Genomic DNA, 26047 nt, shown 5'->3' with positions numbered 1-26047 from the left:
ATCACTGCGCGTTCAGAATTCGCAGCGCCTCCTGGTAGTCCAGTTCAACAATGGCCTTCTCCAGCTCAAGGCGGGCAGCGGCAGGTATACTGATATCATCAAGCAGCGCTCGCAGGGTCTCGGGCGCAATGAACTCCATGGCTTCAAGCGTGCGTGTCAGCGTTGCTTCGGCCATATTGCTGTCAGCGCTCGACGATGCGCTGTCATTTGTTGTGTCTTCATGTCGTATGGTTTCAATCGCCTGTAATGTGGTTTGCAGTGCAGCAATAAATTCGGGGTAATTGCCGGGTAACTGCCTGGTTTCACGGACTGCTGCTTCGACATGTTTGCTTTGCGCGTTGAGGGCAGGAAGACCAAGGTTCGCGGTCACCCCTTTTAACGTATGAAGGAGGGTGAAAGCAGCCTGGATATCGTCATCGCGCATCATCTGCTGCACTTTATCGTCGATGTCGCGATATTCATCTGAAAACCGTTCCAGTAGCGTTAAATACAGGGCGCGGTTTCCGCTAAGCTGTGACAGGCCGAATGTAAGATCAACAAATTCTGATTGTGAAGTCATCGTGCTTCCTTGACTAAGCCTTTTGGTCTTATTCGTAATTTATGCCAGAGCGTAGCATAATTCGCACCAGTGAGCGGCGACAAAAAGGCATCAGGTTTGATACCGTTAACGTCTAATGCCTTCGATTGTGCAGTAATAAGGAAAATAATGACAGACTCGATTCATCGGATTAGCACGGTTTTTTGTGTAGTTTTTGCTATCTTACTCAGTGGCTGTCAGCAGGGAGTGCAAACGCAGTATGCAGAAGCGCCTGAGTCTGCCACTGAAACAACAGCCCCTGCCATTTCCTACGAAAAATATACCCTCGAAAATGGTCTTACTGTGATTCTCCATCAGGATAACTCCGACCCGTTGGTGCATGTCGATGTAACCTACCACGTAGGGTCTGCACGTGAAGAAACGGGGAAATCCGGCTTTGCCCATTTTTTTGAACATATGATGTTTCAGGGTTCGAAGCATGTTGCTGATGAACAGCACTTTAAAATTATTACTGAAGCCGGCGGCAGCCTCAACGGCACAACTAACACTGACCGAACCAACTACTATGAAACTGTGCCGGCCAATCAGCTTGAGAAGGTGTTGTGGCTGGAAGCCGACCGTATGGGCTTCCTGCTGGATGCGGTGACGCAGGAAAAGTTTGAGAACCAGCGGGAAACAGTGAAAAATGAGCGCGCCCAGCGAGTGGATAACCAGCCTTACGGCCTGGTTACCGAGCGCGTGGCGGAGGCACTGTATCCGCCTGGCCATCCCTATTCCTGGTCAACCATTGGCTATGTTGAAGACCTCGACCGGGTAAACGTAGACGATTTAAAAGCGTTCTTTTCACGCTGGTACGGTCCGAACAATGCGGTACTCACCATTGGCGGTGATATTGATATTGCCCTGACCAAACAGTGGGTCGAGAAGTACTTTGCCGGGATTCCGGCAGGACCTGGGGTCACGGATCCCACGCCAGCGACCGTGACGCTGAAAGAGAACCGCTACATTACACTGGAAGATAAGGTGCATCTGCCGTTACTGCAGTTCACTTTTCCCACGGTGTACGCACGTCATCCTGATGAAGCGCCGCTGGATGTGCTTGCCGATATTCTCGGCGGTGGTAAGAGTTCACTGCTGCACAAAAATCTGGTGCGCCAGGGGCTGGCCGTGCAGGCCGTGGCTTCTCACCCCTGCCGTGAACTGGCCTGTGAATTTCAGTTGGTGGCACTGGCCAATCCTGCCCGCGTGACGCGTCTGGATGCCCTCGAAAAGGCGGTACGTGCGACACTCGATGAATTTGAAACCCGCGGCGTGCTGGCTGATGATCTGGCGCGTACGAAAGCCAGTATTGAGGCCGGTACGGTTTTCGGTCTGCAGAGCGTGGCCGGAAAAGTCGCGACACTGGCGGCGAACGAGACGTTTAGTGGTACTCCGGACCTTATCGCAGAAGACCTTCGTCGCTATAACGCTGTAACGGCGGACGATGTCATGCGGGTATACCGAAAATACATCAGACAGGCTCACGCGGTAATTTTAAGTGTGGTGCCTGCCGGGCACCCGGAATACGCCGCGGCGCAACAAAATTTCATGCTGCCGGACCGCCTGAAGGACCGGATGGTGCCTGATACTGAACCGGCCTCATTCAGCGCGCGAGAGGTGACCAGCGAATTCGATCGTACGCAGGTTCCGCCCGCCGGACCGGCACCGATTGTCAGCGTACCGGATTACTGGCGGCGACAACTGGCAAATAACATCACCGTACTGGGGGTGACGAGCTCTGAGACACCGACCGTGACCTTGTCGCTGAGTATGGAAGGGGGCATGCTGCTTGACCCCAAAGGAAAGGAAGGACTGGCTTATCTGACCGCCGCCATGATGAATGAATCGACGGAAAACTATTCCGGGGAAGCGATGTCGGTTGCGCTGGCCAAACTCGGCAGCTCTGTTCAGGTAAGTGCGTCAGGCCGCTATACCCAGGTGTTTGTCTCAAGCCTGAGCAAGCATCTTGATGCTACCCTGGCTTTGCTCGAAGAGAAGCTTTTCAGGCCGGCTTTTTTAGCTGACGACTTTGCGACACTAAAAGGCCGTCTGATGCAAAGTATGCAGCAGCAACAGAAAAATCCGTCATCACTGGCGGTGCGTGCGCGGGATCTGGTGCTGTTCGGTGAGGACAACCGGGTCAGTTATCCACAGCAGGGCACGCTGGCATCGTTACAGGGGATTACCCTGGACGACGTAAAGGCGTTTTATCAGCGCTATTACAGCCCGGCCAAAGCGAATCTGGTGGCAGTCAGTGATCAGTCTCCGGAGCGGCTGGTGGCGGCGCTGGACTTCCTGTCTGAATGGCAGGGCCCCGACTATGCCTTTGCGGACTATGCGCCGTTTCCGTCGTATGACGGCCGGCGGATCATCCTGATTGACAGTCCCGGGGCCGTTCAGTCTGCGATTTATGTGGTCAGGCGGGCGTTGCCGTTTGACGCTACCGGCGACTATTTCAAAGCCAGACTGGCTAACTTCCCGTTTGGCGGCGCCTTTAACAGTCGGATAAACCTGGAACTGCGTGAAAAGCAGGGGATCACCTATGCCGCCAACAGTGCCTTTATAGGCGGTAAAACGCTGGGCTGGTTTGAGGTGGCGACGGACGTGGGTCGTGACCATACCGCTACCGCAATTCGCACGATTTTTTCTGAGCTTGAAAAGTATCAGCAGTCCGGGATGACCAGTGAAGAACTTGCGTTTATGAAAAATGCCTTCACATTAAGTGATGCGCTGGAATATGAAACACCCGGCAGTAAAGCAGGGTTCCTGCGCCAGTTACTGGCGTATGATTTGCCGGATGACTACCGGGCCAGGCAGTTGGCTCTGATCAATGAGGCCTCACTGGACAGCGTCAATGCGGTAATCAGGCAGCAGTTTGCCAGCGATAATATGCAGGTGATTGTTGTCGGGGATAAAGCGACGATCACCGGTCAGTTGAATTCGCTGGGAATTCCGGTAGAAGAACGAACGCTTCCCGATGAGCGTGTAAACACAGTAAACTGATCGACGGGTCTGATCAGTATAAACGTGTCACCCCGATGTTTGGGTGACATCATCATCTTTACAGCAACGGTGCTGATAGCCATGCCAGCTATCAGCGCGCATCATGGATTTCAACATTGACAGCACAGACAATCAGTTTTGAAGACAACATTCAGGCGCTCAGTTCTCCCGCTTTTCTTGCGACCCTGACCGGGATCCGCCGCGGGGTTGAGCGAGAGGCGCTGCGCATTAATCACAACGGAACCCTGGCGAAAACGCCACATCCGGTCGCCCTGGGATCGGCGCTTACACACGACTCTATCACTACCGACTTTTCAGAGTCTCTGCTGGAATTCATTACGCCGCCAGAACCCAACATCAACACCACGATTGAGCAACTGTTCGATATTCATAAGTTCGTCCATGACAACATTGGCGAAGAATGGCTCTGGCCAATGAGCATGCCCTGCTTCATTGAAAATGAAGACGAGATTCCGATTGCCTACTTTGGTGAGTCGAATGTCGGAAAAATGAAGCGGGTATACCGGATTGGTCTGAAAAACCGCTATGGCAGCATGATGCAGGCGATTGCCGGCGTTCATTTTAACTTCTCATTGCCGGACGCTTTCTGGTCATTGTGGGCGGCCCATCAGGGCAGCGTTCATTCGCAGGAGCAGGTATCCGCCGATTATCTGTCGCTTATCCGGAACTACCGGCGTTTTTGCTGGCTAATTCCGTATCTGTATGGTGCATCGCCTTCGTTGTGTGGTTCGTTTCTCAGGGGCAAGCCGCACTCGCTCAATTTTGAAAAAGTGGGTAAGGGCACGCTGTATCTGCCTTATGCTACTTCGCTGAGAATGAGTGATTTGGGCTATACCAGTGCCGAACAGGCGTCGCTGAAAATCTGTTATAACTCGCTGGATAATTACGTAACGCTGCTGCGCAAGGCGATGGAGACACCGTCAACCCGTTTTTCTGAATTCGCCGCCGGTGAGGAGGGAAACTATCAGCAGCTCAGTAAGAATATTCTGCAGATTGAAAACGAACTGTATTCACCTATTCGTCCAAAACAGCCGACATTATCCATGGAGAAACCCACCGACGCACTGGTCAGGCGCGGTATCAGCTACATCGAAGTCAGGGCGCTGGATGTTGATCCCTTCTCTGCCGTCGGCGTGAGTGCAGGGCAAAGCCGTTTTCTGGACGTGTTCCTGCTTGCCTGCCTGCTGATGCCCAGCGACCTGCTGGATGAAGCACAGATACGCGAAGCGGGTGAGAACCTCAGGCGTGTGGTGCTCGAAGGCCGCAAGCCAGGTCTCATCCTGGTTGATAACGGAAAAGACCGCCTGTTTTCTGACTGGGCTGAGCACCTGTTCAGCTATTTCCGTAAGGTAGCGACGTTGCTCGATAATGCACATGGCGGGCAGGCCTATTCTGATGCCGTTGAGGCAGAGTGGGCTAAAGTGGCCGACCCTGCCGTGACACCGTCAGGTAAAGTGCTTGGCCACCTGCTCGGCAATAACATGGACAACGGGGCACTTGGGTTGTCACTGGCACAACAGTATAAAAATGCGTTTGATGACTGGCATTACCAGCATCAGTCTGCAGACGACTTTGCCCTGGCGGCAGAAACATCGCTGGCGGCGCAGCGTGATGTGGAATCGCATGATGAGAAAGACTTTGATACCTTTATCAGAGCGTATTTCGCTGAGCCGCCAGCCAAAAAAAATGCCTGACCAGGCAGGTCAGGCATCAAGGGTTCCAGGGAAACACACATTACTAGAACAATTAGTTGGACACGTCATGTGGGAAAAGTTCAAAAAAAAGCGCAGATTTTTATTCGGTCTGGTTACCGCCCTGACTGTCACACTGTGTGGATGTGCCACCACGCCACCGTCTGACAGCAGTAATCTGTGCAAGATTTTTTACGAAAAGGAAGACTGGTACGATGCGGCGGCTGATGCCCGGGATAAATGGGGCGTGCCCATCCATGTGCCAATGGCCATGATGTACCAGGAAAGCTCGTTTCGTCATGATGCGCTGCCGCCTAAGGACTATGTGTTTTTTGGCCTGATCCCCTGGGGCCGGGTGAGTTCCGCTTACGGTTACTCGCAGGCAAAAACGCCGACCTGGTCTGACTATATTCGGGAAACCGGCAACAGTGGGGCTGACCGCGACGATTTTGATGATGCCATCGACTTTATGGGCTGGTTTATCTACAAAACCCATAAAATTAACGGGGTGTCGAAATGGGACGCTTACGCCCAGTATCTGAATTATCACGAAGGTTGGGGTGGCTATCGTCGCAAGACATACAACAAAAAGGCGTGGCTGAAGAAAGTCGCCGGTAAGGTCAAAGCTCGCTCGTTACGCTATGCGACACAACTAAAATCCTGCGAAGAAGACCTGTCAAAAAGCTGGTTCTGGAAGCTGTTCACCTGATAATCATCAGAAAAAAAGCACGGGGTGAATACACCCCGTGCACAGACGCAAAGCCAAGACCGTTATAAGCCTGCGTCCAACAGGCAGGTATTACAATAATCTAAATGAGAATTATTATCAAATAACTTTTTGCTAATCCCCCCGCTTTTTTGATCTGGATCAGTATTAACGACGGGCCCCGTTATAAACGTTGATTCAGATCAGTATTCCTCAGCACACAGCGCGCATACTTAGCCTGTAGACACAAAACACAGGAGACACGCTATGTTGATGAGCATGCTTTCAGATCCCGTCGTGTGGGGCTCACTGCTTGGAATTGCGATTATTGTTGGAATGATGGGGTATTACACCTATCTGTTTATGCACAACAGCGCAGACCACGACAAGTAACCGTTCCCAGCCTGGCGGCAGGAGCTTAGCGGTGCAGATCAGGCTCAGCAGTTTCAATCAGTACCAGTAACGCTCCTTGTCCGCCATACTCCAGAGGCGCCTGGTGGAAGGCCATTACGTGGGGATGCTGAACCAGATAGTGCGGTAGCGCCTGCTTGAGGATCCCTTTGCCCAGGCCATGCATCACCGACACGCAATCGATATTTTCTTTTCTTGCGGTAAACAGCAACGCGGCCAGTTCTGCTTTCGCTGCCTCCCTGGTCAGGCCGTGTAAATCAAGTACCAGCTCCGGATAATAATCACCGCGTCTGAGACGCTTCAGCGCATGGGTCGGCACGTCCTGCCGGCAGTACCTCACCGGCCCCTCTGCCGGTAACGTTGCTTCATACATGTCTGAAAAGCTGAATGTTGCGTTCAGTTGCCGATCCGACGCACGGTTAACGCTGGTACTGCGTGCCTGATGGCGCTTTTGTCTGAGCCGTTGTGATGGCGTCTGGCTGACAGTGTCCTGAGTCAGTGGTGTCACCCCAGATACAGCCTCCCGGAACAGGTCTTCAGGCCCTGTGTCGGGTAAATCCTGTGGCGGTGTCTGTGACAGCACTTTTTTCAGCTTTTTCAGATCAGACTTCATGGCAGCAAGCAGTAAATTAACCTTGGGTGCGAACGCGAACTTTGGGTATGATACCAGTTTTACCAATGCCAATGTACTGACGAGGCTATGACAGATAAATTCTACCTGCAGGAAGCGATTGATGACCTGCACACCATGCTGGATATGACACGCTGGGCAACCAGCCGGTTTAACGATGCCGCCCTGTATTTTGGCCACGGTACCGACAATGCCTGGGATGAAGCGGTCAGTCTGGTATTACAGGCGCTGCATCTGCCGCAGGACATGCCTGTACAAACCGGCGATCAGTTGTTTGCGTCGCGACTGACCCATTCTGAACGGGAGAAAATTGCGGAACTGGTGTTAAAACGGGTTCAGACCCGCATGCCGCTGCCGTACATTACCCACCAGGCGTGGTTCTGTGATTTACCCTTTTACGTTGATGAGCGGGTGTTAATACCACGCTCTCCGTTTGCCGAACTGATTAAAAAGCGCTTCACACCGCACCTGAGTAACGCACCTCAGCATGTTCTGGATATGTGTACCGGCGGAGGCTGTATTGCTATCGCGCTGGCCTATGCGTTTGATGAAGCGCAGGTAGATGCTGTGGACATCAGCCAGGACGCACTGGATGTTGCTGAAATGAATATCCAGGAACATCAGCTGAGTCACCGTGTGTACCCGATTGCTTCTGATTTATTCAGTGGTCTGGCAGGCCAGCAATATGACCTGATTGTCTCTAATCCGCCGTATGTGGATGCCCAAGACATGGCAGATTTACCGGACGAATATCACCATGAGCCTGAGCTCGCTCTTGCCGCAGGGGAGGATGGTCTGGATTTGGTTGAACAAATTCTGCGCGAGGCACCGGCGCACCTGACAGATCAGGGCTGGCTATTTGTCGAGGTTGGCAACAGTGAAGTTCACATGCAACACCGTTTCCCAGGGCTTGAGCTTGACTGGCTGGAATTCGAAAATGGTGGTCACGGTATTTTTGCTGTGTCTAAATCGGCACTTCAGTCTTATTTTTCAGCATAAAACGGTAAAACAACATTATGCCCGGTAACACATTTGGAAAAGCGTTTACGGTAACCACATTTGGTGAAAGTCATGGTATTGCCATTGGTGGCGTCGTCGATGGCTGTCCGCCAGGACTCGAACTCAGCGAGGCGGACCTGCAGGGCGATTTGGATCGCAGAAAACCCGGTACCTCACGCTACACTACCGCGCGCCGTGAAGATGATGAAGTTCAAATCCTGTCGGGCGTGTTTGAGGGAAAAACGACAGGAACGAGTATTGGCTTGCTGATAAAAAATAAGGATCAGCGCAGCCAGGATTACTCGACAATCGCAGACCGTTTCCGCCCGGGGCATGCGGACTACACGTATCAGCAAAAATACGGCGCGCGTGACTACCGTGGTGGTGGACGCTCATCTGCCCGGGAAACCGCGATCCGTGTCGCGGCCGGAGGGATTGCGAAAAAATACCTGAAGCAGACACTGGGCATTGAGATCCACGGTTACCTTTCGCAACTTGGCCCGGTCACGGTGAATACCGTGGATCATTCAGTGACCAACACCAATCCCTTCTTCTGTCCGGATCCGTCGAAACTGGACGCGCTCGATGCGTACATGCGAGAGCTGAAAAAATCCGGTGACAGTGTTGGCGCCAAAGTCTCTGTGGTGGCCACCAACATGCCGGTCGGGCTGGGTGAACCGGTTTTCGACCGCCTCGATGCGGATATCGCCTACGCCATGATGGGGATCAACGCGGTTAAAGGTGTCGAAATTGGCGACGGTTTTGATGTGGTTGAGCAAAAGGGCAGTGAGCACCGCGATGAACTGACGCCCGAAGGATTCGCCAGTAACCATGCCGGCGGGGTACTCGGCGGTATCTCCAGCGGCCAGGATCTGATTGTGCATATGGCATTAAAACCTACCTCGAGTATTTCGGTGTCAGGTAATACCATCACCACATCAGGAGAAGCGACGGATATCGTGACCAAAGGCAGGCACGACCCCTGTGTTGGGATCCGCGCCGTTCCTATCGCTGAAGCCATGCTGGCACTGGTACTGATGGATCATGTGCTGAGAAACCGGGCACAGAATGCTGGTGTGACATCTGACACGCCGGTGATTAAGGGACAGCGTTAAACCACACGCCGCACCGGCCGGTGTGGCGTTACTTTTTCTCTGGGCGACGGCACTCGGCAATCAGCTCCACCGTTTCCCCCTGCTGCTGTTCAAGCCGAACATCAAACTTCCATAAACGCTGCAGGTGCTTCATGACGTCGTCTTTGGATTCGGCCAGCGGAATGTCGTTATGGGGAATGTAACGCAGTGTCAATGCGCGGTCGCCGCGAACGTCAACGTTATAAACCTGAATGTTGGGCTCAAGATTACTCAGATTGTACTGGGCTGACAGCGTCTCCCGGATACGCCGATAGCCCTGCTCATCGTGGATAGCGCTCACGCTGACGTAGGGATTGTCACTGTCATCGTCTACCGCAAACAGCCTGAAATCACGGATGAGTTTGGGTGACAAAAACTGGCTGATGAAGCTCTCATCCTTAAAATTCTGCATTGCAAAGTGCACGGTCTCCAGCCAGTCTCGCCCGGCAATCTCTGGCATGTAGCGTTTATCTTCCTCGCTCGGATGTTCACACATACGGCGAATATCCATGAACATATTGAAGCCCAGTGCGTAAGGATTGATGCCCGAGTAATACGGGCTGTTATAGTCCGGCTGCATCACCACGCTGGAGTGGCTGTGCAGAAACTCCAGCATAAACCGGTCGGTCAGTTTGCCTTCATCGTAGAGCTGGTTGAGTATGTTGTAGTGCCAGAAGCAGGCCCAGCCCTCATTCATGACCTGTGTCTGTTTTTGCGGGTAGAAATACTGGGATACCTTGCGGACGATGCGAACAATTTCGCGTTGCCATGGTTCAAGCAGCGGTGCATTTTTTTCGATGAAGTAAAGCAGGTTTTCCTGTGGCTCAGACGGAAACCGCCGCTCTGCCGGGGAGTTTGATGCCGCAGAATGCGGCAGGGTACGCCAGAGATCATTGACCTGTGACTGCAGATATTGCTCGCGTTCTTTCTGGCGCGACTTTTCTTCTTCCAGCGACAGTTTTTGCGGCCGTTTATAGCGGTCCACGCCATAATTCATCAGGGCGTGACAGGAATCCAGTACGTCCTCCACGTCCTCCACACCGTATTTCTGCTCGCAGCGGGCAATATAGTTTTTCGCGAAGACCAGGTAATCGATGATGGAGTCGGCATCAGTCCAGGTTTTGAACAGATAGTTACCTTTGAAAAAGGAATTGTGTCCATAACAGGCATGGGCCATGACCAGTGCCTGCATGGTGACCGTGTTCTCTTCCATCAGGTAGGCAATACACGGGTTGGAGTTGATAACGATTTCATAGGCCAGGCCCATGTGGCCGCGCTTGTACTGTTGCTCTGTCTGAATAAACTTTTTGCCAAATGACCAGTGGGTATAGTGTATCGGCATGCCAATACTGGCGTAGGCATCCATCATCTGCTCCGCCGTAATGACCTCGATCTGGTTGGGATAAGTATCCAGTTGAAAATGCCGTGCCACCCGATCAATTTCTGCTTCGTAGTCGGCCAGCAGGTCAAACGTCCAGTCCGGCCCGTCGTTAAGGCAGCCGTTGTCGGCTTTTTTACGCGCTGGCATGGCGACCTCCCTGAGCGTCGGTGTGGCCGGACTTTTTAAACAGCTCGCGAAAAACCGGATAAATATCGCTGACCTGCTGTATATGACTGACCACAAAATTGGGGTGTGTTTCAGCCACTGAGGCGTATTCGCGCCACAGACTCTGGTGTTGCCGTTCAGTAATCTCAATATAGGCAAAATAACGTGTCACCGGCAGCAGTCGCTTCAACAGAATGTCACGGCACTGCGGCGAGTCGTCTGCCCAGTTGTCGCCATCTGACGCCTGCGCCGCATAGATATTCCAGTCACTGGCGCTATATCGGGCCTGTATGATCTCGTCCATTAGCTTAAGTGCACTGGAAACAATGGTACCGCCGGTTTCCTGAGAATAAAAAAACTCCTCTTCATCCACTTCTTTTGCCTGTGTGTGATGTCGGATGTAAACCACCTCAACATTCTTATAAGTGCGGGTAAGAAACAGATAAAGCAGAATATAAAAGCGCTTCGCCATCTCTTTGGTTGCCTGGTCCATTGAGCCGGAGACATCCATCAGACAAAACATCACCGCTTTGCTGGTAGGGACGGGCCGGCGTGCGTAGTTTTTGAAGCGCAGGTCAAAGCTGTCAATGAACGGCACGCGGGCAATTTTTTCTTTTAGCGTGGCAATGTCTTTTTTTAAAACAAGTAGCTCTGATTCGGCAGTGTCAGGAGTCTGCTCCCGCTCTGCCAGCGCCTCCTCCAGAGCACGGAGCTCTCGTCTGGCACTGCCGGTCAGCGCCAGACGGCGCGCCATCGCGCCTTTTAGTGAACGAACAACATCAAGGTTACTGGGCACGCCATCGGTCTGATAACCCGCCCGGTATGTTTCATGCTGAACGACGTGATCATACTGGGTGCGTTTGAGGTTGGGCAGCGCCAGGTCATCAAAAAGCAGATCGAGATACTCGTCACGTGAGAGCGAGAAAACAAAGTCGTCCTGTCCTTCGCCATTGTCACTGGCATCGCCCTGACCACTTCCCTGGCCTTGTCCTGCTGGTGGCCGGTCTATTCGGTCACCCGTAGTAAACTGATCGTTACCAGGATGGATAACACTGCGCTTTCCGCCTTTACCGGTATGAAAGATCGGCTCCCGAATGTCCCTTGAGGGGATGCTGACATCTTCGCCGGACTCGAGATCTGTCACCGAACGCTTGCTGATTGCATCGGAGACGGCACGCTTTATCTGCTCTTTGTAACGCCGGATAAAGCGCTGCCGGTTGACTGTACTCTTGCCCTTACTGTTTAAGCGTCGGTCGATGAAGTGCGCCATAAGCTACTGCCTTATCACTGCTTACGACGCTTTACGGACGCGTAAGTACCATTCACACAGCAATCTGACCTGTTTCTGCGTATAGCCTTTTTCCTTCATACGATTAACAAAGTCATCGTGCTTTTTCTTGTCTTCTGACGAGCCTTTGGTGTTGAACGAAATAACCGGCAGGAGATCTTCGGTATTGGAAAACATTTTTTTCTCAATCACGGTGCGCAGTTTTTCATAACTGGTCCAGGCCGGATTTTTGCCACCATTATTCGCGCGCGCCCGCAGTACAAAATTCACGATTTCATTGCGGAAATCTTTCGGATTGCTGATGCCTGCCGGTTTTTCAGTTTTTTCCAGCTCTGCATTCAGTGAGGCGCGGTCGAACAGCTGTCCGGTTTCCGGATCCCGGTATTCCTGATCCTGGATCCAGAAATCTGCATAGGTGACATAGCGGTCGAACAGGTTTTGTCCGTATTCTGAATAGGACTCCAGATAGGCTGTCTGGATTTCCTTGCCAATGAATTCGACATAACGCGGGATAAGGTAACCTTTCAGAAATTCTTTGTAGCGCTCTGCGGTCTCCGGTGGAAACTGTTCGCGCTCAATTTGGCGCTCCAACACATAAAAGAGATGCACCGGATTAGCGGCAACTTCCTGATGATCAAAGTTAAACACCCGCGACAAAATTTTAAACGCGAAGCGCGTTGACAGGCCTTCCATCCCTTCATCGACCCCGGCGTAGTCGCGGTATTCCTGATACGACTTGGCTTTGGGGTCGGTGTCTTTCAGGCTTTCGCCGTCATATACCCGCATCTTCGAATAGATACTTGAGTTTTCCGGTTCCTTAAGGCGTGACAGCACACTGAACTGCGCCAGACACTCGAGCGTATCCGGGGCGCAGGGCGCGCCGCTTAATTCACTGCCGTCCAGTAGTTTGCGGTAGATTCTGATTTCTTCCGAGACCCGCAGACAGTACGGCACTTTTACGATATAAACGCGGTCAAGAAAGGCCTCATTATTTTTATTGTTTCTGAATGTCTGCCATTCGGACTCATTGGAATGTGCGAGAATCAGACCGTCAAACGGCAACGCCGAAAAGCCCTCGGTCGGATTATAGTTTCCTTCCTGGGTAGCGGTCAGAAGTGGATGGAGCACCTTGATCGGCGCCTTGAACATCTCAACAAACTCCATCAGCCCCTGATTAGCCTTGCACAGCGAGCCGGAATAACTGTATGCATCCGGATCATTCTGGGCAAATTGCTCAAGACGGCGAATATCCACTTTGCCGACCAGCGATGAGATATCCTGATTGTTTTCGTCGCCCGGCTCGGTTTTTGCGATACCGACCTGGTCAAGTACTGACGGGTAAACGCGTACCACCTTAAACTGGCTGATGTCCCCATTAAATTCATGCAGTCTTTTGCGCACCCAGGGAGACATGATGGTTTTCAGGTAGCGACCGGGGATACCGTATTCCTGTTCAAGCAGATGACCGTCTTCATGAGCATCAAACAGGCAAAACGGGTGGTCATTGACCGGAGACCCTTTCAATATATAAATAGGGACCCGTTGCATTAGTTCTTTCAGGCGTTCAGCCAGTGAGGACTTACCGCCACCGACCGGGCCGAGCAGGTATAAAATTTGTTTTTTTTCCTCGAGTCCCTGCGCCGCATGACGAAGGTATGACACGATTTGTTCAATGGCCTCTTCCATGCCATAAAATTCATTAAATGCGGGGTAGCGGGCAATGACCCGGTTGGAAAATAATCGGCTTAGCGCAGGGTCGGTTGATGTATCTACCATTTCCGGCTCACCAATAGCCTGAAGCAGTCGTTCTGCAGCATTGGCATAGGCCATCGGATCGGTTTTGCAGATATCCAGAAATTCTGCAATGGTAAATTCTTCCTGTTTACGCTCCTCGTATCGGTGTTGGTAATGTTCGAAAATACCCATACTTACCTCTGAGAAAAAACGGTTGCCCGTACTTTCAGCTTAGTCGGTATTCAGAAAAATGAGAGTGATTCATCGCAAACACACCGCGGTCCGGCACGCGGTGAGGGAGGAAACAGGCTGCGGGGCCCTGTGTCGTCAGGCGGAGCCTGTCACGTCAGTGGGCATGACATTTTTGTCATCATCCGGCCCGTCAGGACAAAAAAAAGCCCGCAGCGTGGCGGGCTTTGTTACCGGGGTAACCGGCTTATTTTGCAAAGTTTTCGCTGGCGAATTCCCAGTTGACCAGTGCCCAGAAACCTTCCAGGTACTTAGGACGCGCATTGCGATAGTCGATGTAGTACGCGTGCTCCCACAGGTCAACGGTCAGCAGTGGCGTGTGCGCATCGCCAGAGATCGGCGTTTCAGCGTTGCTGGTGTTGACGATGTCCAGCGAACCGTCAGCAGTTTTTACCAGCCAGGTCCAGCTTGAGCCAAAGTTGTTAACGGCTTTGTCATTGAATGCCGCTTTGAAGTCTTCGAATGAGCCCCACTTGGCATTGATGGCATCAGCCAGTGCGCCAGTAGGCTCGCCACCGCCATTCGGGCTCAGGCAGTGCCAGTAGAAGGTGTGGTTCCAGATTTGTGCTGCGTTATTGAAAACACCGCCTTCAGAAGATTTGATAATCTCTTCCAGGCTTTTGTTTTCCAGATCGGTACCTTCTACCAGACCGTTCAGCTTGGTCACGTAGGTTGCGTGGTGCTTACCGTGGTGATAATCCATTGTTTCGGCAGAGATATGTGGTTCCAGAGCATTTTTGTCATAAGGTAATGCTGGTAATTCAAAAGCCATACGAGTCTCCATGTTGGGTTTGGTTATTTTGGTCAGCGCTCCGCGTAGCCGGCCACGCGCTGACACTCGGTCTTGGAATGTAAAATGTAAGGTCTAAATACGATAACTCAATGACATTGTGTTAAAAACTTTTCTTGTCAGAGGAGTTTGCCGGTATTTTAACCAGTGAAAAACAGTAACCTGACAGTTAATAGACATAAAACCGGATTCAAGATCAATCCGTATCTGTCATCGTCATGGAATATTCACCCCACGTATCAGTCTGTGCTAGGATCCGCGCTTGAAAAGTTGGGGGGCAACACCCATATCCTTACAAACTCTTTTGCAATGAGGTTCCAATGGAGAATACAGACGCAACGCCAACGGTAGAGAAAATTAAACAGCAAATCGCTGAGAATCCGATCCTGCTTTACATGAAGGGATCGCCGAAGCTGCCAAGCTGCGGGTTTTCTGCACAGGCCGTGCAGGCGCTGATGTCATGTGGCGAGCCTTTTGCGTACGTGGATATTTTGCAAAATCCGGATATCCGTGCAGAACTGCCAAAGTATGCAAACTGGCCGACCTTCCCCCAGCTATGGGTTGAAGGTGAACTGGTTGGCGGTTGTGACATTATCCTCGAAATGTTTCAGCAAAATGAACTGCAGCCGCTTATCAAAGAAACGGCGGCGAAACAGAACGCGGAATAACTCAATCGAAAAAGCCACCTCCCCGGTGGCTTTTTTTGTGTATGAACCTGCCAAAAAACGACGTGCAATAATCGTTTTTTTAACCTGCCAATAATCTATAGACAAGCCAGAAAATAAAATCCTCTACGGCACGAAAAAAAATAGTAAATTTCCCATAAAGTGTTTGTTTTTTAACTGCCTACGCTCTATAAAAAATGTTGCTGGTGTTAAAAAGTCATCAGTGTTGAAGGTAGTAAAACAACAATATCCCAGTGCATTCGCATCGTCATACTGACGGTGCCAAATGGGAATCAAATCCGGGAAACCATTATGAAAACATCATTGTCATTACTGACGAGACACGTGCGCGGGGTGCTGACTGCATCCGCAGCGGTTACCGTGTTTGCCAGCAACGTAGCGCTGGCACAGGAAACACAGGAGGCGCAAAGCGACGCAAATGCAGCGCCTGAGGTTGTTGAACAGATCGCGGTCGTCGGTACGCGTGCAGCGCCACGCTCGGTGGCAGACTCTGCGGTACCTATCGATATCATCTCTGACGAAGAAATTCGCAGTCAGGGTGCAACAGACATGGTTTCAATGATGCAAACCGTGGTGCCATCATTTAACGTGAATGACCAGCCGATCAACGACGCGTCGACGCTGGTACGTCCGGCTAACCTTCGCGGTATGGCATCAGACCACACGCTGGTGCTGGTAAACGGTAAACGTCGTCATCGTTCTGCGGTCATCACATTCCTGGGCGGTGGTCTGTCGGACGGTGCTCAGGGTCCAGACATTTCAGTGATCCCATCAATGGCGCTCAAGCAGGTGGAAGTGCTGCGTGACGGTGCTGCGGCGCAGTATGGTTCTGACGCCATTGCCGGTGTGGTTAACTTCGTACTGAGAGATGACGCCGAAGGCGGCATGGTAGAAGCGCGTTATGGCTCATATTACGAAGGCGACGGAGACATGATGATGATCTCCGGTAACGTAGGTATGCCGCTGACGGAAGACGGTTTCGTCAACGTTACTGCGGAATACCGTACCGTCGACCCTACCTCACGCAGTGTTCAGCGTGATGACGCTGCCGCGCTGATTGCCGGTGGTAACACGTCGGTGGCGGATCCTGCGCAAATCTGGGGTTCTCCTGAAATTAAGGATGACATCAAGCTGTTTGCTAATCTGGGTCTGCAACTGACAGACAACAGTGAAGCTTACATGTTTGGTAACTATGCCGAGCGTGAAGTAGAAGGCGGTTTTTACTTCCGTAACCCGCATAACCGTGGCGGTGTTAACGATGGTGGAACCGATGAAGACGGCAACCAGCTGTTGCTGGTGGGTGACCTGACCGGTGATATGTCGGGTAACTGTCCGACTGACATCCAGGTTGGTACAAACGTGCTGGAGAACCCGCGTTATATCAACGAAGTAGCCAATAACCCAAACTGCTTTGCATTCAATGAAATTCTGCCAGGCGGTTTCACACCGCGCTTCGGTGGTACAGTGACCGATATGTCACTGGTATTTGGTACCAAAGGGGAGCTGGATAACGAAGTCTCTTACGATGTCAGCGTCAACCTGGGTCGTAACGAAATTGATTTTGCTATCAAAAACACAATTAACCCGTCTTTGGGCCCGGACACGCCGTTTGAATTCAGCCCGGGCAAATATATTCAGCAGGAACAAACGCTGGATATTGACCTGGCCAAACCGTTTGAAGTGGGTCTGTTTGAGCCACTCTATGTTGCGGGTGGCTTCCAGTATCGTCATGAATCCTATGAGAGTGTAGCAGGGGACCCGGCTTCCTATGAGATTGGGCCGCTGGCAACCCAGGGCTTCGGTATTGGTTCTAACGGCTTCCCTGGTCTGGCACCTAACAGCCAGGGCAAGGTATCGCGTCACAACATCGCGCTTTACCTTGATGTTGAAGCGTATGTCACAGAATCACTGATGCTGGCCGGTGCACTGCGTTATGAAGACTTCTCTGACTTTGGTAATACCACCAAAGGTAAGGTTGCCTTCCGCTGGCAGGCATCGGACACCTTTGCGTTCCGTGGTGCGTTCTCAACAGGCTTTAAAGCCCCGACCCTGGGTCAGAGTAACGTACGTAACGTAACCACTGCGTTTGGTACCGACGGTAAATTGATTGACCGTGCGACCCTGCCGCCAACTGATCCTGTTTCACAGCTGAAAGGTGGTGAACAGCTGACACCGGAAGAGTCAGAAAGTATCACGTTTGGTATGGTTGCAGAGTTTGAAAACGGTCTGTTCCTGACAGTTGATTACTACAACATTGAAGTGACTGATCGTATCAGTACCGCGTCAGGTATTGCGCTGACGTCAGACGACATTGCAACCCTGCTTGATCTGGGGATTCGTGATGCATCAAGCTTCTCTGAAATCAGCTTCTTTACCAATGACTTCGACACCACAACAGAAGGTGTGGACATTGTTGCGAACTATTCGATGGATATGATGGGCGGCAGCACCAAGTTCTCGCTGGCGTACAACTGGACATCAACTGAAGTGGACCAGGCCTCAGATAACATTTCTGCTGACCGTATCCACATGCTGGAAGATAACCTGCCAGCGGTTCGTTACAGCCTGACAGCCAACCACACCAATGGTGACTGGCGCGTACTTGGCCGTCTGAACTACTTCGGCAGCATCTTCGAGGACCACCTGGACTCAGGTCTGCCTATCGATAATGTTGGTTCAGAAATCACACTGGATGTTGAAGTGGGTTATAACGTCAGTGATTCGTTCACCATCATTGCGGGTGCGAAAAACGCGCTGGATGAATATCCTGACGTAAACGAGCAGTGGAAAGGCATTGCAGGTTCGTTGTACCCGACCACGTCTCCCATCGGGATCAATGGTGGTTTCTACTACTTAAGAGGTCTTTACACCTTCTAAGCGGAAACCGGAACACAAGGGGGCTTTTGCCCCCTTCTATGGTATAACAGCAACAAGCGTGTCCCCTGTGGCATAGCCTGTAACGAATACGCAACAAAGGCAAACAACGAAAATGTCGAACAAGTCGACACTGACCGAAACCTATCTAAAATACCGAACCCGTCTGATGCGTGCGATAAGCCCGCTGGTCAGCAGGGATGATATTGAAGATATCGTTCAGGAAGCGTACATCAAAAGTTATGAGGCTGAGCTGAAGCAGGAAATTCAGTACGAACGCACGTACATGCTGAAAACGGTGCGAAATCTGGCGTTGAATCACATTTCCAGTGCCGCACAACAACAGAATCAAAACATGGATGACATGGACTCCCTGCCACATGAACTGGTGGGATACAGTCTTGACAAGCATGTTGAAAGTAAAGAGCGGTTTATTCATTTTTGCCGTGCAACAGACAAATTGTCACCCGATGTGAAACGGGTTTTTCTGTTGAAAAAAGTGTATGGCATGCGCCAAAAAGATATAGCAGAGCTGGTAGGGATCAGCGAAAGCACAGTAGAAAAGCATGTCGCAAAAGGGCTAATGCAGTGTGCCCGTTTTCTGGCAGAAGTGTCCGCGGAAAATACGGAATCTTCTTCGTCATATGTAGCTCAGGACATTAAAAAGCAGTAACCATGAATAACGTGCATCAGTTTTCTACGAAAGAAGATATCCAGGAGCAGGCTTATCTGTGGATCAGCCGGCTTGACCGTGGCCTGCGCGACGAAGAAAAAACGCAGCTTGATTTGTGGCTGGCAGAAAGCCAGGCACACCGTAAAACCCTGATGGATGCGGCCAGCCTGTGGGATGACATGAGCGTACTCAATGAACTCAGTGGTCTGTTCCCGCATTCATACAAAAAAGCGGATATGAGCCGTGTCAGGCAGCTTGTCAGCCAGGCGCGCTGGAGCGTGGCTGCCGGGTTTTTGCTGATGGCAGTGGCGGTGGGGCTGATGATAGACACCATGATGGTAGGTAAGCCTGACACGCTGGCACATGCCACACAAAAAATTACTACCGGTGTGGGCGAACAGAAAAACGTGGTGCTGGCCGATGGCTCGACCCTCCACCTGAACACCAATACGGTACTGACGGTTGACTACTCAAACAGCATGCGCTCGCTGGTGCTGCTGCGCGGCGAGGCGCACTTTGATGTGGCGCATGATAAAACCCGGCCGTTTGTGGTGACTGCAGGGGATAATACGGTCACCGCGGTCGGAACGGCGTTTAATATGCAGTATGTGGACGATAATGCGTTTGAGCTGGTGGTCACCGAAGGGAAAGTGCTGGTGAAAGACCGTTTCTCTCCCTACGCCGGTGCATCCTCATTGTTCAGTTCAGAGCCGGTCGCGGACGAAGGGTTGCTGATGTTCGCGGGTGAAAAGGCGAAAGTGAAGGGGGATCTTGAGGATCGGGAAAATCTGTCTAAAACCGACATCGATGATGATCTTGCCTGGCAACAGGGCATGATCGTGTTTAAGGGTGAGCCGCTTGACGCAGTCCTCAGTGAAATAGGCCGCTATACCAAGGTGCGCTTTTCCGTCGAGGATGGCGAACTTCGCAATACGCGGGTGGCGGGATATTTCCGTGTCGGTGATATCGAAGGTCTGCTGGCAGCCCTGAAAAACAGCTTCAGTATTGAACACCAGCGCGTGGGTGAAAATCGTATTATCCTGACGCAGATGCATCAGAGCTAAGCACTTGTTCAGCCTGCGTTATTGCAATTATGAGGCTGGCGATGTCAACAGGATTATGACAGTATAATTAAACCGTTTCATCGTCGTCAGCCAGTGATCATCCCTTGTTCAATTTGTCCGTTCTTCGAATTGCAAACAATGCTGACGTAAACCGCGTCCGGACGGGTGCCGGATATCGGGCTGTTATTTTTCTTTCTCTGCTTCTGCTTACCAGCAGTGTTGTTGCCCAGTCTGCTGATCGCGCCGCGGCTTCGGAGAGCACGTCATCAGGCCGTCCGGCTGACACCTTTCGCTTTGTTATTCCGGCACAGGATGCCAATACCGCACTGACAGAGCTTGCCAAACAGGCTGACACAACCCTGCTGTTTCCTTATGACCTTGCCCGCCGGGTGAGAGTGAATCCATTGGAAGGGGAATTTACCCTTAACGAGGCGTTGCAGAAGTTGCTAAAAGGTACCGAGCTTGCTGTTGTGACTGATGCCTCCGGAAAGCTGAGTATTCGCCCCAAACGACGTGTCAGAGCGGCCGACACCGCCCGCAACGACGATACAGCGAACAACGATAATACAGGCAGTGCCGTTGAGCGCATTGCGGTAGTAGGAACACGCAGTACGCCCCGTAGTGTGGCAGAGTCGCCTGTACCGCTGGATATTCTGTCTCAGGATGCGCTCAGTAATCAGGGGGACAGGGACATGCTGTCCATGCTCAGCGCGATGGTGCCATCACTGAATGTGAATGATCAGCCGATCAACGATGCAACCAGCCTGGTTCGGCCCGCCAACCTTCGCGGCATGGCATCTGATCACACGTTGTTGCTGCTAAACGGCAAGCGACGACATCGTTCAGCCGTGATTACGTTTCTCGGTGGCGGGCTGTCTGACGGTGCGCAGGGGCCGGATATTTCGGTGCTGCCGTCCTATGCACTCAAGCAGGTAGAGGTGCTGCGTGACGGTGCCGCGGCACAATATGGTTCTGACGCCATTGCCGGCGTCATCAACTTTGTGCTTAAAGACGCCAGGGAAGGTGGCAGCGTGTCACTAAGCGGTGGCCAGTTTAACGAAGGAGACGGTGAGTTACTGCAGTTCCAGGGCAACATAGGCCTGCCACTGCAAACAGACGGCTTTGCGAATCTGACGCTGGAATACCGGCAACAACAGGCGACGTCACGGTCGGTTCAGCGCGATGATGCGGCCGCACTTACCGCAGCCGGTAATCCGTATATACAAAACCCGGCGCAGGTCTGGGGCGCGCTGGATATCGATCACGATGTGAAATTTGCGGCCAACCTCGGCTGGGATATTACGCCGGACATCCGCGGGTACGGATTTGCCAACCTTGCACGGCGCGATATTCATGGTGGTTTTTATTATCGCCATCCGCACACCCGTCAGGGCGTGTTTAGTCAGGCGCGCGAGAACGATGGCGCGCTGTCGCTGCTGGTGGCCGATCTTGACGGACTGGGGCAGGGACTAAGTTGTCCGACGATTACTATTCGCGACGGTAATGTGCTCGACGATCCTGCCTACCGACTGATAGCCGATAACCAGACGGCGTTAGGACAAAACTGTTTTGCCTTTAACGAATGGTTCCCGGGCGGATTTACCCCGCGCTTTGGTGGCGTGGTTGAGGACGCCGCGGTATTTGTCGGGATGAAAACCGAACTCGACAGCGGCTGGTCGCTGGAACTGAGTGGCGGAGTCGGTTACTCAGGGATCGATTTTGAGCTCGAGGATACCGTCAACCCATCGCTGGGACCGGCATCACCGACGACATTTTCGCCGGGCAGCGTCAGCCAGGTTGAGCGGACGTTCAACCTCGATTTACGCCGCCTTATCAATACCGTCATGGATGAGCCCGTGAGCATTGCGCTGGGCGCAGAGTGGCGTCGGGAAACGTACTTCCAGCATGCCGGTGATACCGCAAGTTATATTGCCGGTCCGTTTGCTTATGATCCGGTCAGCGGTACCTCGCAGGGGTTTAGTATCGGTTCGAACGGTTTCCCCGGCTACCAGCCGCAATCTGCAGGCCACTGGAGCAGAAACAACTGGGCTCTGTACACCGACATTGAACTGTACCCGCAGCCAGACTGGCAGCTGGGCGTCGCGGTGCGCGTGGAGCATTTTACCGATTTTGGCTCGACATTTGACGGCAAACTGACGTCACGTTACCTGTTGAGTGATGCAGTGGCGCTACGTGGCTCTGTCAGTACGGGGTTTAAAGCACCGACGGTAGGGCAAAGTAATGTGATTAACGTGACCACAGCTTACGGACCAAACGGGCTGGAGGACCAGGCGACACTGCCGCCTACCGACCTGATTTCACAGCAACTGGGTGCCACGCTGCTGACCCCGGAAGAGTCTGTCAATGCCAGTCTGGGCGTGGTATTTCAGCCGTCACCGTCACTGTTAGTGACACTCGATTATTTTGCCATCCGTCTGGTTGACCGCATCAGCACGACATCCGCTATTCCTTTGAGCGAGAATGATATTCGCGTGCTCACATTGCAGGGGCGTCCGGAGGCGGCGTCGTATAATGCCGCGAAATTTTTCACTAATGACTTTGATACGCAGACGCAAGGGCTTGATATTGTTGTCCATTATGAAATGAAAACCGACACCTGGACACATCAGCTTGTGGGGGCGTTTAACTGGACGGATACCGAGGTTGAACGGGTGACCCTTTACCCGGCGGTGGTTGACGGTGAACGGGTATTACAGCCTAACCTGACCGCGCAGCGCATTCGAATGCTCGAAGATAATCTGCCGGCCGTTCGGGGCAGTCTGACACTCACGCAGCACCATCAGCCTGTGACGCTGGTCTGGCGACTGAATCATTATGGTGGCTTTTATGAGGATCATCTGGATGCGTCTGCCGGTTATGACATCGAGAGCGGCAGCACGACGACCGTTGATGCCAATCTGTCCTGGCAGGTCAGCCCGTCGTTACAGCTGACAATTGGCGCAAAAAATGTGTTTGATGCAAGGCCGGATGAAAATCCCTATGCCGGGATTGTCGGGGCCAAGTATCCACCAACATCACCGCTGGGTATCAACGGGGCATTTTACTACGCGTCAACGCAGTGGAACTTTTAGGTAAGGGGAAAGGAGGTTAGCAGACTTCTTTAAACAGGCTTTCGTCGATGATGGTGTCGTCGATTATCTGCTGCGCCATATGAATGCATTTACCGCACTGGCTGCCCAGTTCAAGGTGCTGCCGAAGATCCCGCAGATTTCCCACGCCTTCTTCTTTCACTGCCTGCCGGATGGCTTTGTCGGTTACTCCGAAGCACATACAAACGAACATCTTACACCTCATCTTCTTCAGTGATAATGATAATAGTTGTTATTTGGGTTTAATGCAATCGCTGGATCTTTTTTTTGTGTTGGAAATATGCGCAATGTGATGGGTTTTTCGTCATCAGACCAGATTGTGTCAGTATCGACCTTGTTATTCGTAAATAAGCACCAATAATACTCGTGGGGTTACTCCACCAGAGCCGCGTGCTGCCAGCCATGTTGTTGCATTGCGTCGCACGGCTGTGGTGAATCAAAACAATAATGACCATTAATTGGAGTGTAAAATGAGTGTATTAGTTGGCCGTCCGGCTCCCGACTTTACCGCCGCCGCAGTGAAAGGAAACGGCGAAATTGTTGATGAATTCAACTTTGCAGAAGCGATCAAAGGCAAAAAAGCTGTGCTGTTTTTCTACCCTCTGGACTTTACCTTTGTCTGCCCGTCAGAACTTATTGCGTTCGACAAGCGTTACGAAGAGTTCCAGAAGCGTGGTGTTGAAGTTATCGGCGTGTCTATCGACTCTCAGTTTTCTCACAACGCATGGCGTAACACACCGGTTAACCAGGGCGGTATCGGTCCGGTTAAATACACCCTGGTTGCTGATGTGAAGCATGAAATCTGCCAGGCGTATGATGTTGAGCATCCGGAGGCCGGTGTGGCATTCCGTGGCTCTTTCCTGATTGACGAAGAAGGTATGGTTCGTCACCAGGTTGTTAACGACCTGCCACTGGGTCGTAACATCGATGAAATGCTGCGTATGGTTGACGCGCTGGCGTTCCATGAAGAGCACGGTGAAGTTTGTCCGGCAGGCTGGACAGAAGGTAAATCAGGTATGGATGCCTCTCCGGAAGGTGTGGCTAAGTACCTGGCAGAGGAAGCGGACAAGCTGTAAGCGTCCTGTAGATACGAAAAGCCCGGCTGATGCCGGGCTTTTTTATATGCAAGGGGAGTCAGTCTGACTCTGGCGCCGGCAGCGGCCAGCCCCCCAGTGATTTATAGCGATTGACGATATAACAGAATAACTCGGTGGTTTTTTGTGCGTCGTACAGTGCGCTGTGCGCTTCTTTTTGATCGAATTCAATGCCTGCCGCGCGACAGGCTTTAACAAGAACCGTCTGACCCACCGCCAGGCCAGCCAGTGTCGTCGTATCAAACGAGACGAATGGATGGAAAGGGGAGCGTTTGATATTGCAGCGCTCGATGGCTGCATTAACAAATCCCTGATCGAACGTTGCGTTGTGTGCGACGATCACAGAACGCTGACAGTCTGCCGCTTTTTGCGCTTTGCGTACGCCTTTGCACAGTGCTTTCATTGCCTCGCTCTCAGCGATAGCACCGCGCAGCGCGCAGTGAGGATCGATGCCATTAAACTCCAGTGCAGCGGGTTCAAGGTTTGCACCTTCAAAGGGGGTAATATGATGATGAAACGTCTGATCGGGCACCAGAATGCCTTGCTCATCCATTTTTACCGTCACCGCTGCAATTTCCAGCAGGGCATCGGTAGCTGCGTTGAACCCCGCTGTTTCAACGTCAATGATGACCGGGAAATAGCCTCTGAATCTGGCGGATAACGTGTTGGTTTTTTCAGGCATATAACTCTTACGTTGGTGGCTGTGATAACAGGCGTCGTTTACACGGCGCGAGAGCCGGCAATTATTACAGGTTCGTCCGGAAGTATCCAGCCCGCACGGGCTGGCGAACCGGCGCAGAACACATTAAACTTTTCTGACCAGAAGACGATAACCAGAGAGTGCAGGAAAAAAACTGCACTGGTTTCATATCGTCAAGAAGTGAAGGGCTACATCCGTGATAATCAGAACGCTGCTAGTAGGAACCGTAATTTTCAGTACTGCTGTATCGGCCTCCATGCGTCAGTACGCTGCGCCGGTAGAGTCATCTGACTGGGCTGTCAGTCGTGACGGACGTTTGCAGTGTACGTTATCGCACAGTGTACCGGGTTACGGTGACGCCCTGTTTACCAGTGTCGCATCCAAGCAGCTCAACATGGAGTTTGAACTGGATATGCGCCTGTTACCGAAGCGCTTCGGTGTTGCCGCAGTGTATTCGGTGCCGCCAACCTGGATGCCAGGCAAAGTGCCTAAGCCCATTGCCGATATGACGTTACGTACCCAGTACAACGGTGATCTGCCAGAGACCGCCGCCTGGACCATGCTCTCAGAACTGGAAAAAGGCTACTGGCCAACGATTTTCTATCAGGACTGGTATAACCGCTACGACAAAGTCAGTGTCGCACTGAATGCGAGTAATTTTACGCCGTCCTACCGTGCCTTTATAGACTGCGTCTCCAACCTGCTGCCATACAGTTTTGAGGACATCGCCTACACCGTACTGTCTTATGAGAAGAACAGCACGGAACTCACCAAATATGCAGAGAAACGGCTCAGTATGATTGGCGAATACCTTAAACAGGACAGCGATCTTGAACTGGTCCTGCTTGATGGCTACACCGACAGTTATGGTGGTCGCTGGAACAATGAGCAGTTATCCATTCGCCGGGCGAATCAGGTTAAAGACTACCTGACCTCGATGGGGGTGCCTGCAGATCGCATTGAGGTCACGGGCCACGGTGAGAAGCGTCACATCGCACCCAACAACACCAGCGACGCGCGCGCGCAGAACCGCCGGGTTGTGGTCAGACTGTCTAAGTCCTGAGCCA

At 52.1% G+C, this 26047-nt stretch carries 21 protein-coding genes; 13 read left to right on the top strand and 8 right to left on the bottom strand.

Going from position 1 to position 26047, the window contains the following annotated elements:
• Position 1: 1 nt before the first annotated feature.
• The gene (locus tag AB1N33_RS08555) at positions 2 to 559 is read right to left on the bottom strand and encodes an Hpt domain-containing protein (RefSeq protein WP_411271124.1); all 558 of its coding nucleotides are present in this window, start codon (positions 557 to 559) and stop codon (positions 2 to 4) included.
• A gap of 147 nt (positions 560 to 706) precedes the next feature.
• On the opposite strand from AB1N33_RS08555, the gene AB1N33_RS08550 reads away from it, so the two are divergent.
• The 4 genes from AB1N33_RS08550 to AB1N33_RS08535 all read left to right on the top strand — a co-directional run bounded on the left by AB1N33_RS08550 (position 707) and on the right by AB1N33_RS08535 (position 6391).
• Positions 707 to 3580, top strand: coding sequence for a M16 family metallopeptidase (locus AB1N33_RS08550; RefSeq protein WP_411271123.1), 2874 nt, complete (start codon positions 707 to 709; stop codon positions 3578 to 3580).
• Between the two features lie 116 nt (positions 3581 to 3696).
• The gene (gshA, locus tag AB1N33_RS08545) at positions 3697 to 5295 is read left to right on the top strand and encodes a glutamate--cysteine ligase (RefSeq protein ID WP_411271122.1); all 1599 of its coding nucleotides are present in this window, start codon (positions 3697 to 3699) and stop codon (positions 5293 to 5295) included.
• A gap of 67 nt (positions 5296 to 5362) precedes the next feature.
• Complete coding sequence (locus tag AB1N33_RS08540; RefSeq protein ID WP_411271121.1) at positions 5363 to 6001, top strand: transglycosylase SLT domain-containing protein; 639 nt, start codon at positions 5363 to 5365, stop codon at positions 5999 to 6001.
• A gap of 270 nt (positions 6002 to 6271) precedes the next feature.
• Positions 6272 to 6391: a DUF3149 domain-containing protein gene (locus tag AB1N33_RS08535; RefSeq protein WP_443983620.1), complete on the top strand. Its 120-nt coding sequence runs from the start codon at positions 6272 to 6274 to the stop codon at positions 6389 to 6391.
• A gap of 25 nt (positions 6392 to 6416) precedes the next feature.
• On the opposite strand, the gene smrB is transcribed toward AB1N33_RS08535, so the two are convergent.
• Entirely contained in the window at positions 6417 to 7022 is a 606-nt protein-coding gene (smrB, locus tag AB1N33_RS08530; protein ID WP_411271119.1) for an endonuclease SmrB, read from the bottom strand.
• Between the two features lie 87 nt (positions 7023 to 7109).
• Between smrB and prmB the strand changes: the two genes are divergently transcribed.
• Positions 7110 to 8039, top strand: a complete 930-nt coding sequence (gene prmB / locus AB1N33_RS08525) for a 50S ribosomal protein L3 N(5)-glutamine methyltransferase (protein WP_411271118.1) — start codon at positions 7110 to 7112, stop codon at positions 8037 to 8039.
• Positions 8040 to 8056: 17 nt separating this feature from the next.
• On the top strand, positions 8057 to 9154 hold the full coding sequence (aroC, locus tag AB1N33_RS08520; RefSeq protein ID WP_411271117.1) for a chorismate synthase: 1098 nt from the start codon (positions 8057 to 8059) through the stop codon (positions 9152 to 9154).
• A gap of 28 nt (positions 9155 to 9182) precedes the next feature.
• Here aroC and AB1N33_RS08515 read toward each other — a convergent pair whose 3' ends face one another.
• From AB1N33_RS08515 to sodB, 4 genes are all read right to left on the bottom strand, one after another.
• Positions 9183 to 10700, bottom strand: coding sequence for a SpoVR family protein (locus AB1N33_RS08515; RefSeq protein ID WP_411271116.1), 1518 nt, complete (start codon positions 10698 to 10700; stop codon positions 9183 to 9185).
• The gene (locus AB1N33_RS08510; RefSeq protein WP_411271115.1) at positions 10687 to 11988 is read right to left on the bottom strand and encodes a YeaH/YhbH family protein; all 1302 of its coding nucleotides are present in this window, start codon (positions 11986 to 11988) and stop codon (positions 10687 to 10689) included. The genes AB1N33_RS08515 and AB1N33_RS08510 overlap by 14 nt, the downstream gene beginning before the upstream one ends.
• A gap of 21 nt (positions 11989 to 12009) precedes the next feature.
• On the bottom strand, positions 12010 to 13932 hold the full coding sequence (locus AB1N33_RS08505; protein WP_411271114.1) for a PrkA family serine protein kinase: 1923 nt from the start codon (positions 13930 to 13932) through the stop codon (positions 12010 to 12012).
• A 244-nt stretch (positions 13933 to 14176) separates the two neighbouring features.
• Complete coding sequence (gene sodB / locus AB1N33_RS08500) at positions 14177 to 14761, bottom strand: superoxide dismutase [Fe] (RefSeq protein WP_411271113.1); 585 nt, start codon at positions 14759 to 14761, stop codon at positions 14177 to 14179.
• 338 nt (positions 14762 to 15099) lie between these two features.
• Here sodB and AB1N33_RS08495 point away from each other — a divergent pair, with 338 nt between their 5' ends.
• The 5 genes from AB1N33_RS08495 (at position 15100) to AB1N33_RS08475 (ending at position 23168) form a co-directional block, all read left to right on the top strand.
• On the top strand, positions 15100 to 15447 hold the full coding sequence (locus AB1N33_RS08495) for a Grx4 family monothiol glutaredoxin (protein ID WP_411271112.1): 348 nt from the start codon (positions 15100 to 15102) through the stop codon (positions 15445 to 15447).
• A gap of 309 nt (positions 15448 to 15756) precedes the next feature.
• Positions 15757 to 18342, top strand: coding sequence for a TonB-dependent receptor plug domain-containing protein (locus AB1N33_RS08490; RefSeq protein WP_411271111.1), 2586 nt, complete (start codon positions 15757 to 15759; stop codon positions 18340 to 18342).
• A 112-nt stretch (positions 18343 to 18454) separates the two neighbouring features.
• Positions 18455 to 19012, top strand: coding sequence for an RNA polymerase sigma factor (locus AB1N33_RS08485; protein WP_411271110.1), 558 nt, complete (start codon positions 18455 to 18457; stop codon positions 19010 to 19012).
• Between the two features lie 2 nt (positions 19013 to 19014).
• Complete coding sequence (locus AB1N33_RS08480) at positions 19015 to 20076, top strand: FecR family protein (RefSeq protein WP_411271109.1); 1062 nt, start codon at positions 19015 to 19017, stop codon at positions 20074 to 20076.
• A 185-nt stretch (positions 20077 to 20261) separates the two neighbouring features.
• On the top strand, positions 20262 to 23168 hold the full coding sequence (locus AB1N33_RS08475; protein ID WP_411271156.1) for a TonB-dependent receptor domain-containing protein: 2907 nt from the start codon (positions 20262 to 20264) through the stop codon (positions 23166 to 23168).
• Positions 23169 to 23184: 16 nt separating this feature from the next.
• On the opposite strand, the gene AB1N33_RS08470 is transcribed toward AB1N33_RS08475, so the two are convergent.
• Positions 23185 to 23379, bottom strand: coding sequence for a bacterioferritin-associated ferredoxin (locus AB1N33_RS08470; protein WP_411271108.1), 195 nt, complete (start codon positions 23377 to 23379; stop codon positions 23185 to 23187).
• A 277-nt stretch (positions 23380 to 23656) separates the two neighbouring features.
• On the opposite strand from AB1N33_RS08470, the gene AB1N33_RS08465 reads away from it, so the two are divergent.
• Entirely contained in the window at positions 23657 to 24262 is a 606-nt protein-coding gene (locus AB1N33_RS08465; RefSeq protein WP_411271107.1) for a peroxiredoxin, read from the top strand.
• Between the two features lie 58 nt (positions 24263 to 24320).
• Here AB1N33_RS08465 and rnt read toward each other — a convergent pair whose 3' ends face one another.
• Positions 24321 to 24962, bottom strand: coding sequence for a ribonuclease T (gene rnt / locus AB1N33_RS08460; RefSeq protein ID WP_411271106.1), 642 nt, complete (start codon positions 24960 to 24962; stop codon positions 24321 to 24323).
• 274 nt (positions 24963 to 25236) lie between these two features.
• On the opposite strand from rnt, the gene AB1N33_RS08455 reads away from it, so the two are divergent.
• Entirely contained in the window at positions 25237 to 26043 is an 807-nt protein-coding gene (locus AB1N33_RS08455) for a flagellar protein MotY (RefSeq protein WP_411271105.1), read from the top strand.
• Positions 26044 to 26047 lie beyond the last annotated feature (4 nt).

It is taken from the genome of Alteromonas nitratireducens, from assembly GCF_040812025.1.
GTDB classification, from domain to species: domain Bacteria; phylum Pseudomonadota; class Gammaproteobacteria; order Enterobacterales; family Alteromonadaceae; genus Alteromonas; species Alteromonas nitratireducens.
The sequence above is the reverse complement of the archived record's forward strand: the minus strand, read 5'-3'. Positions and strand labels throughout refer to the sequence as shown.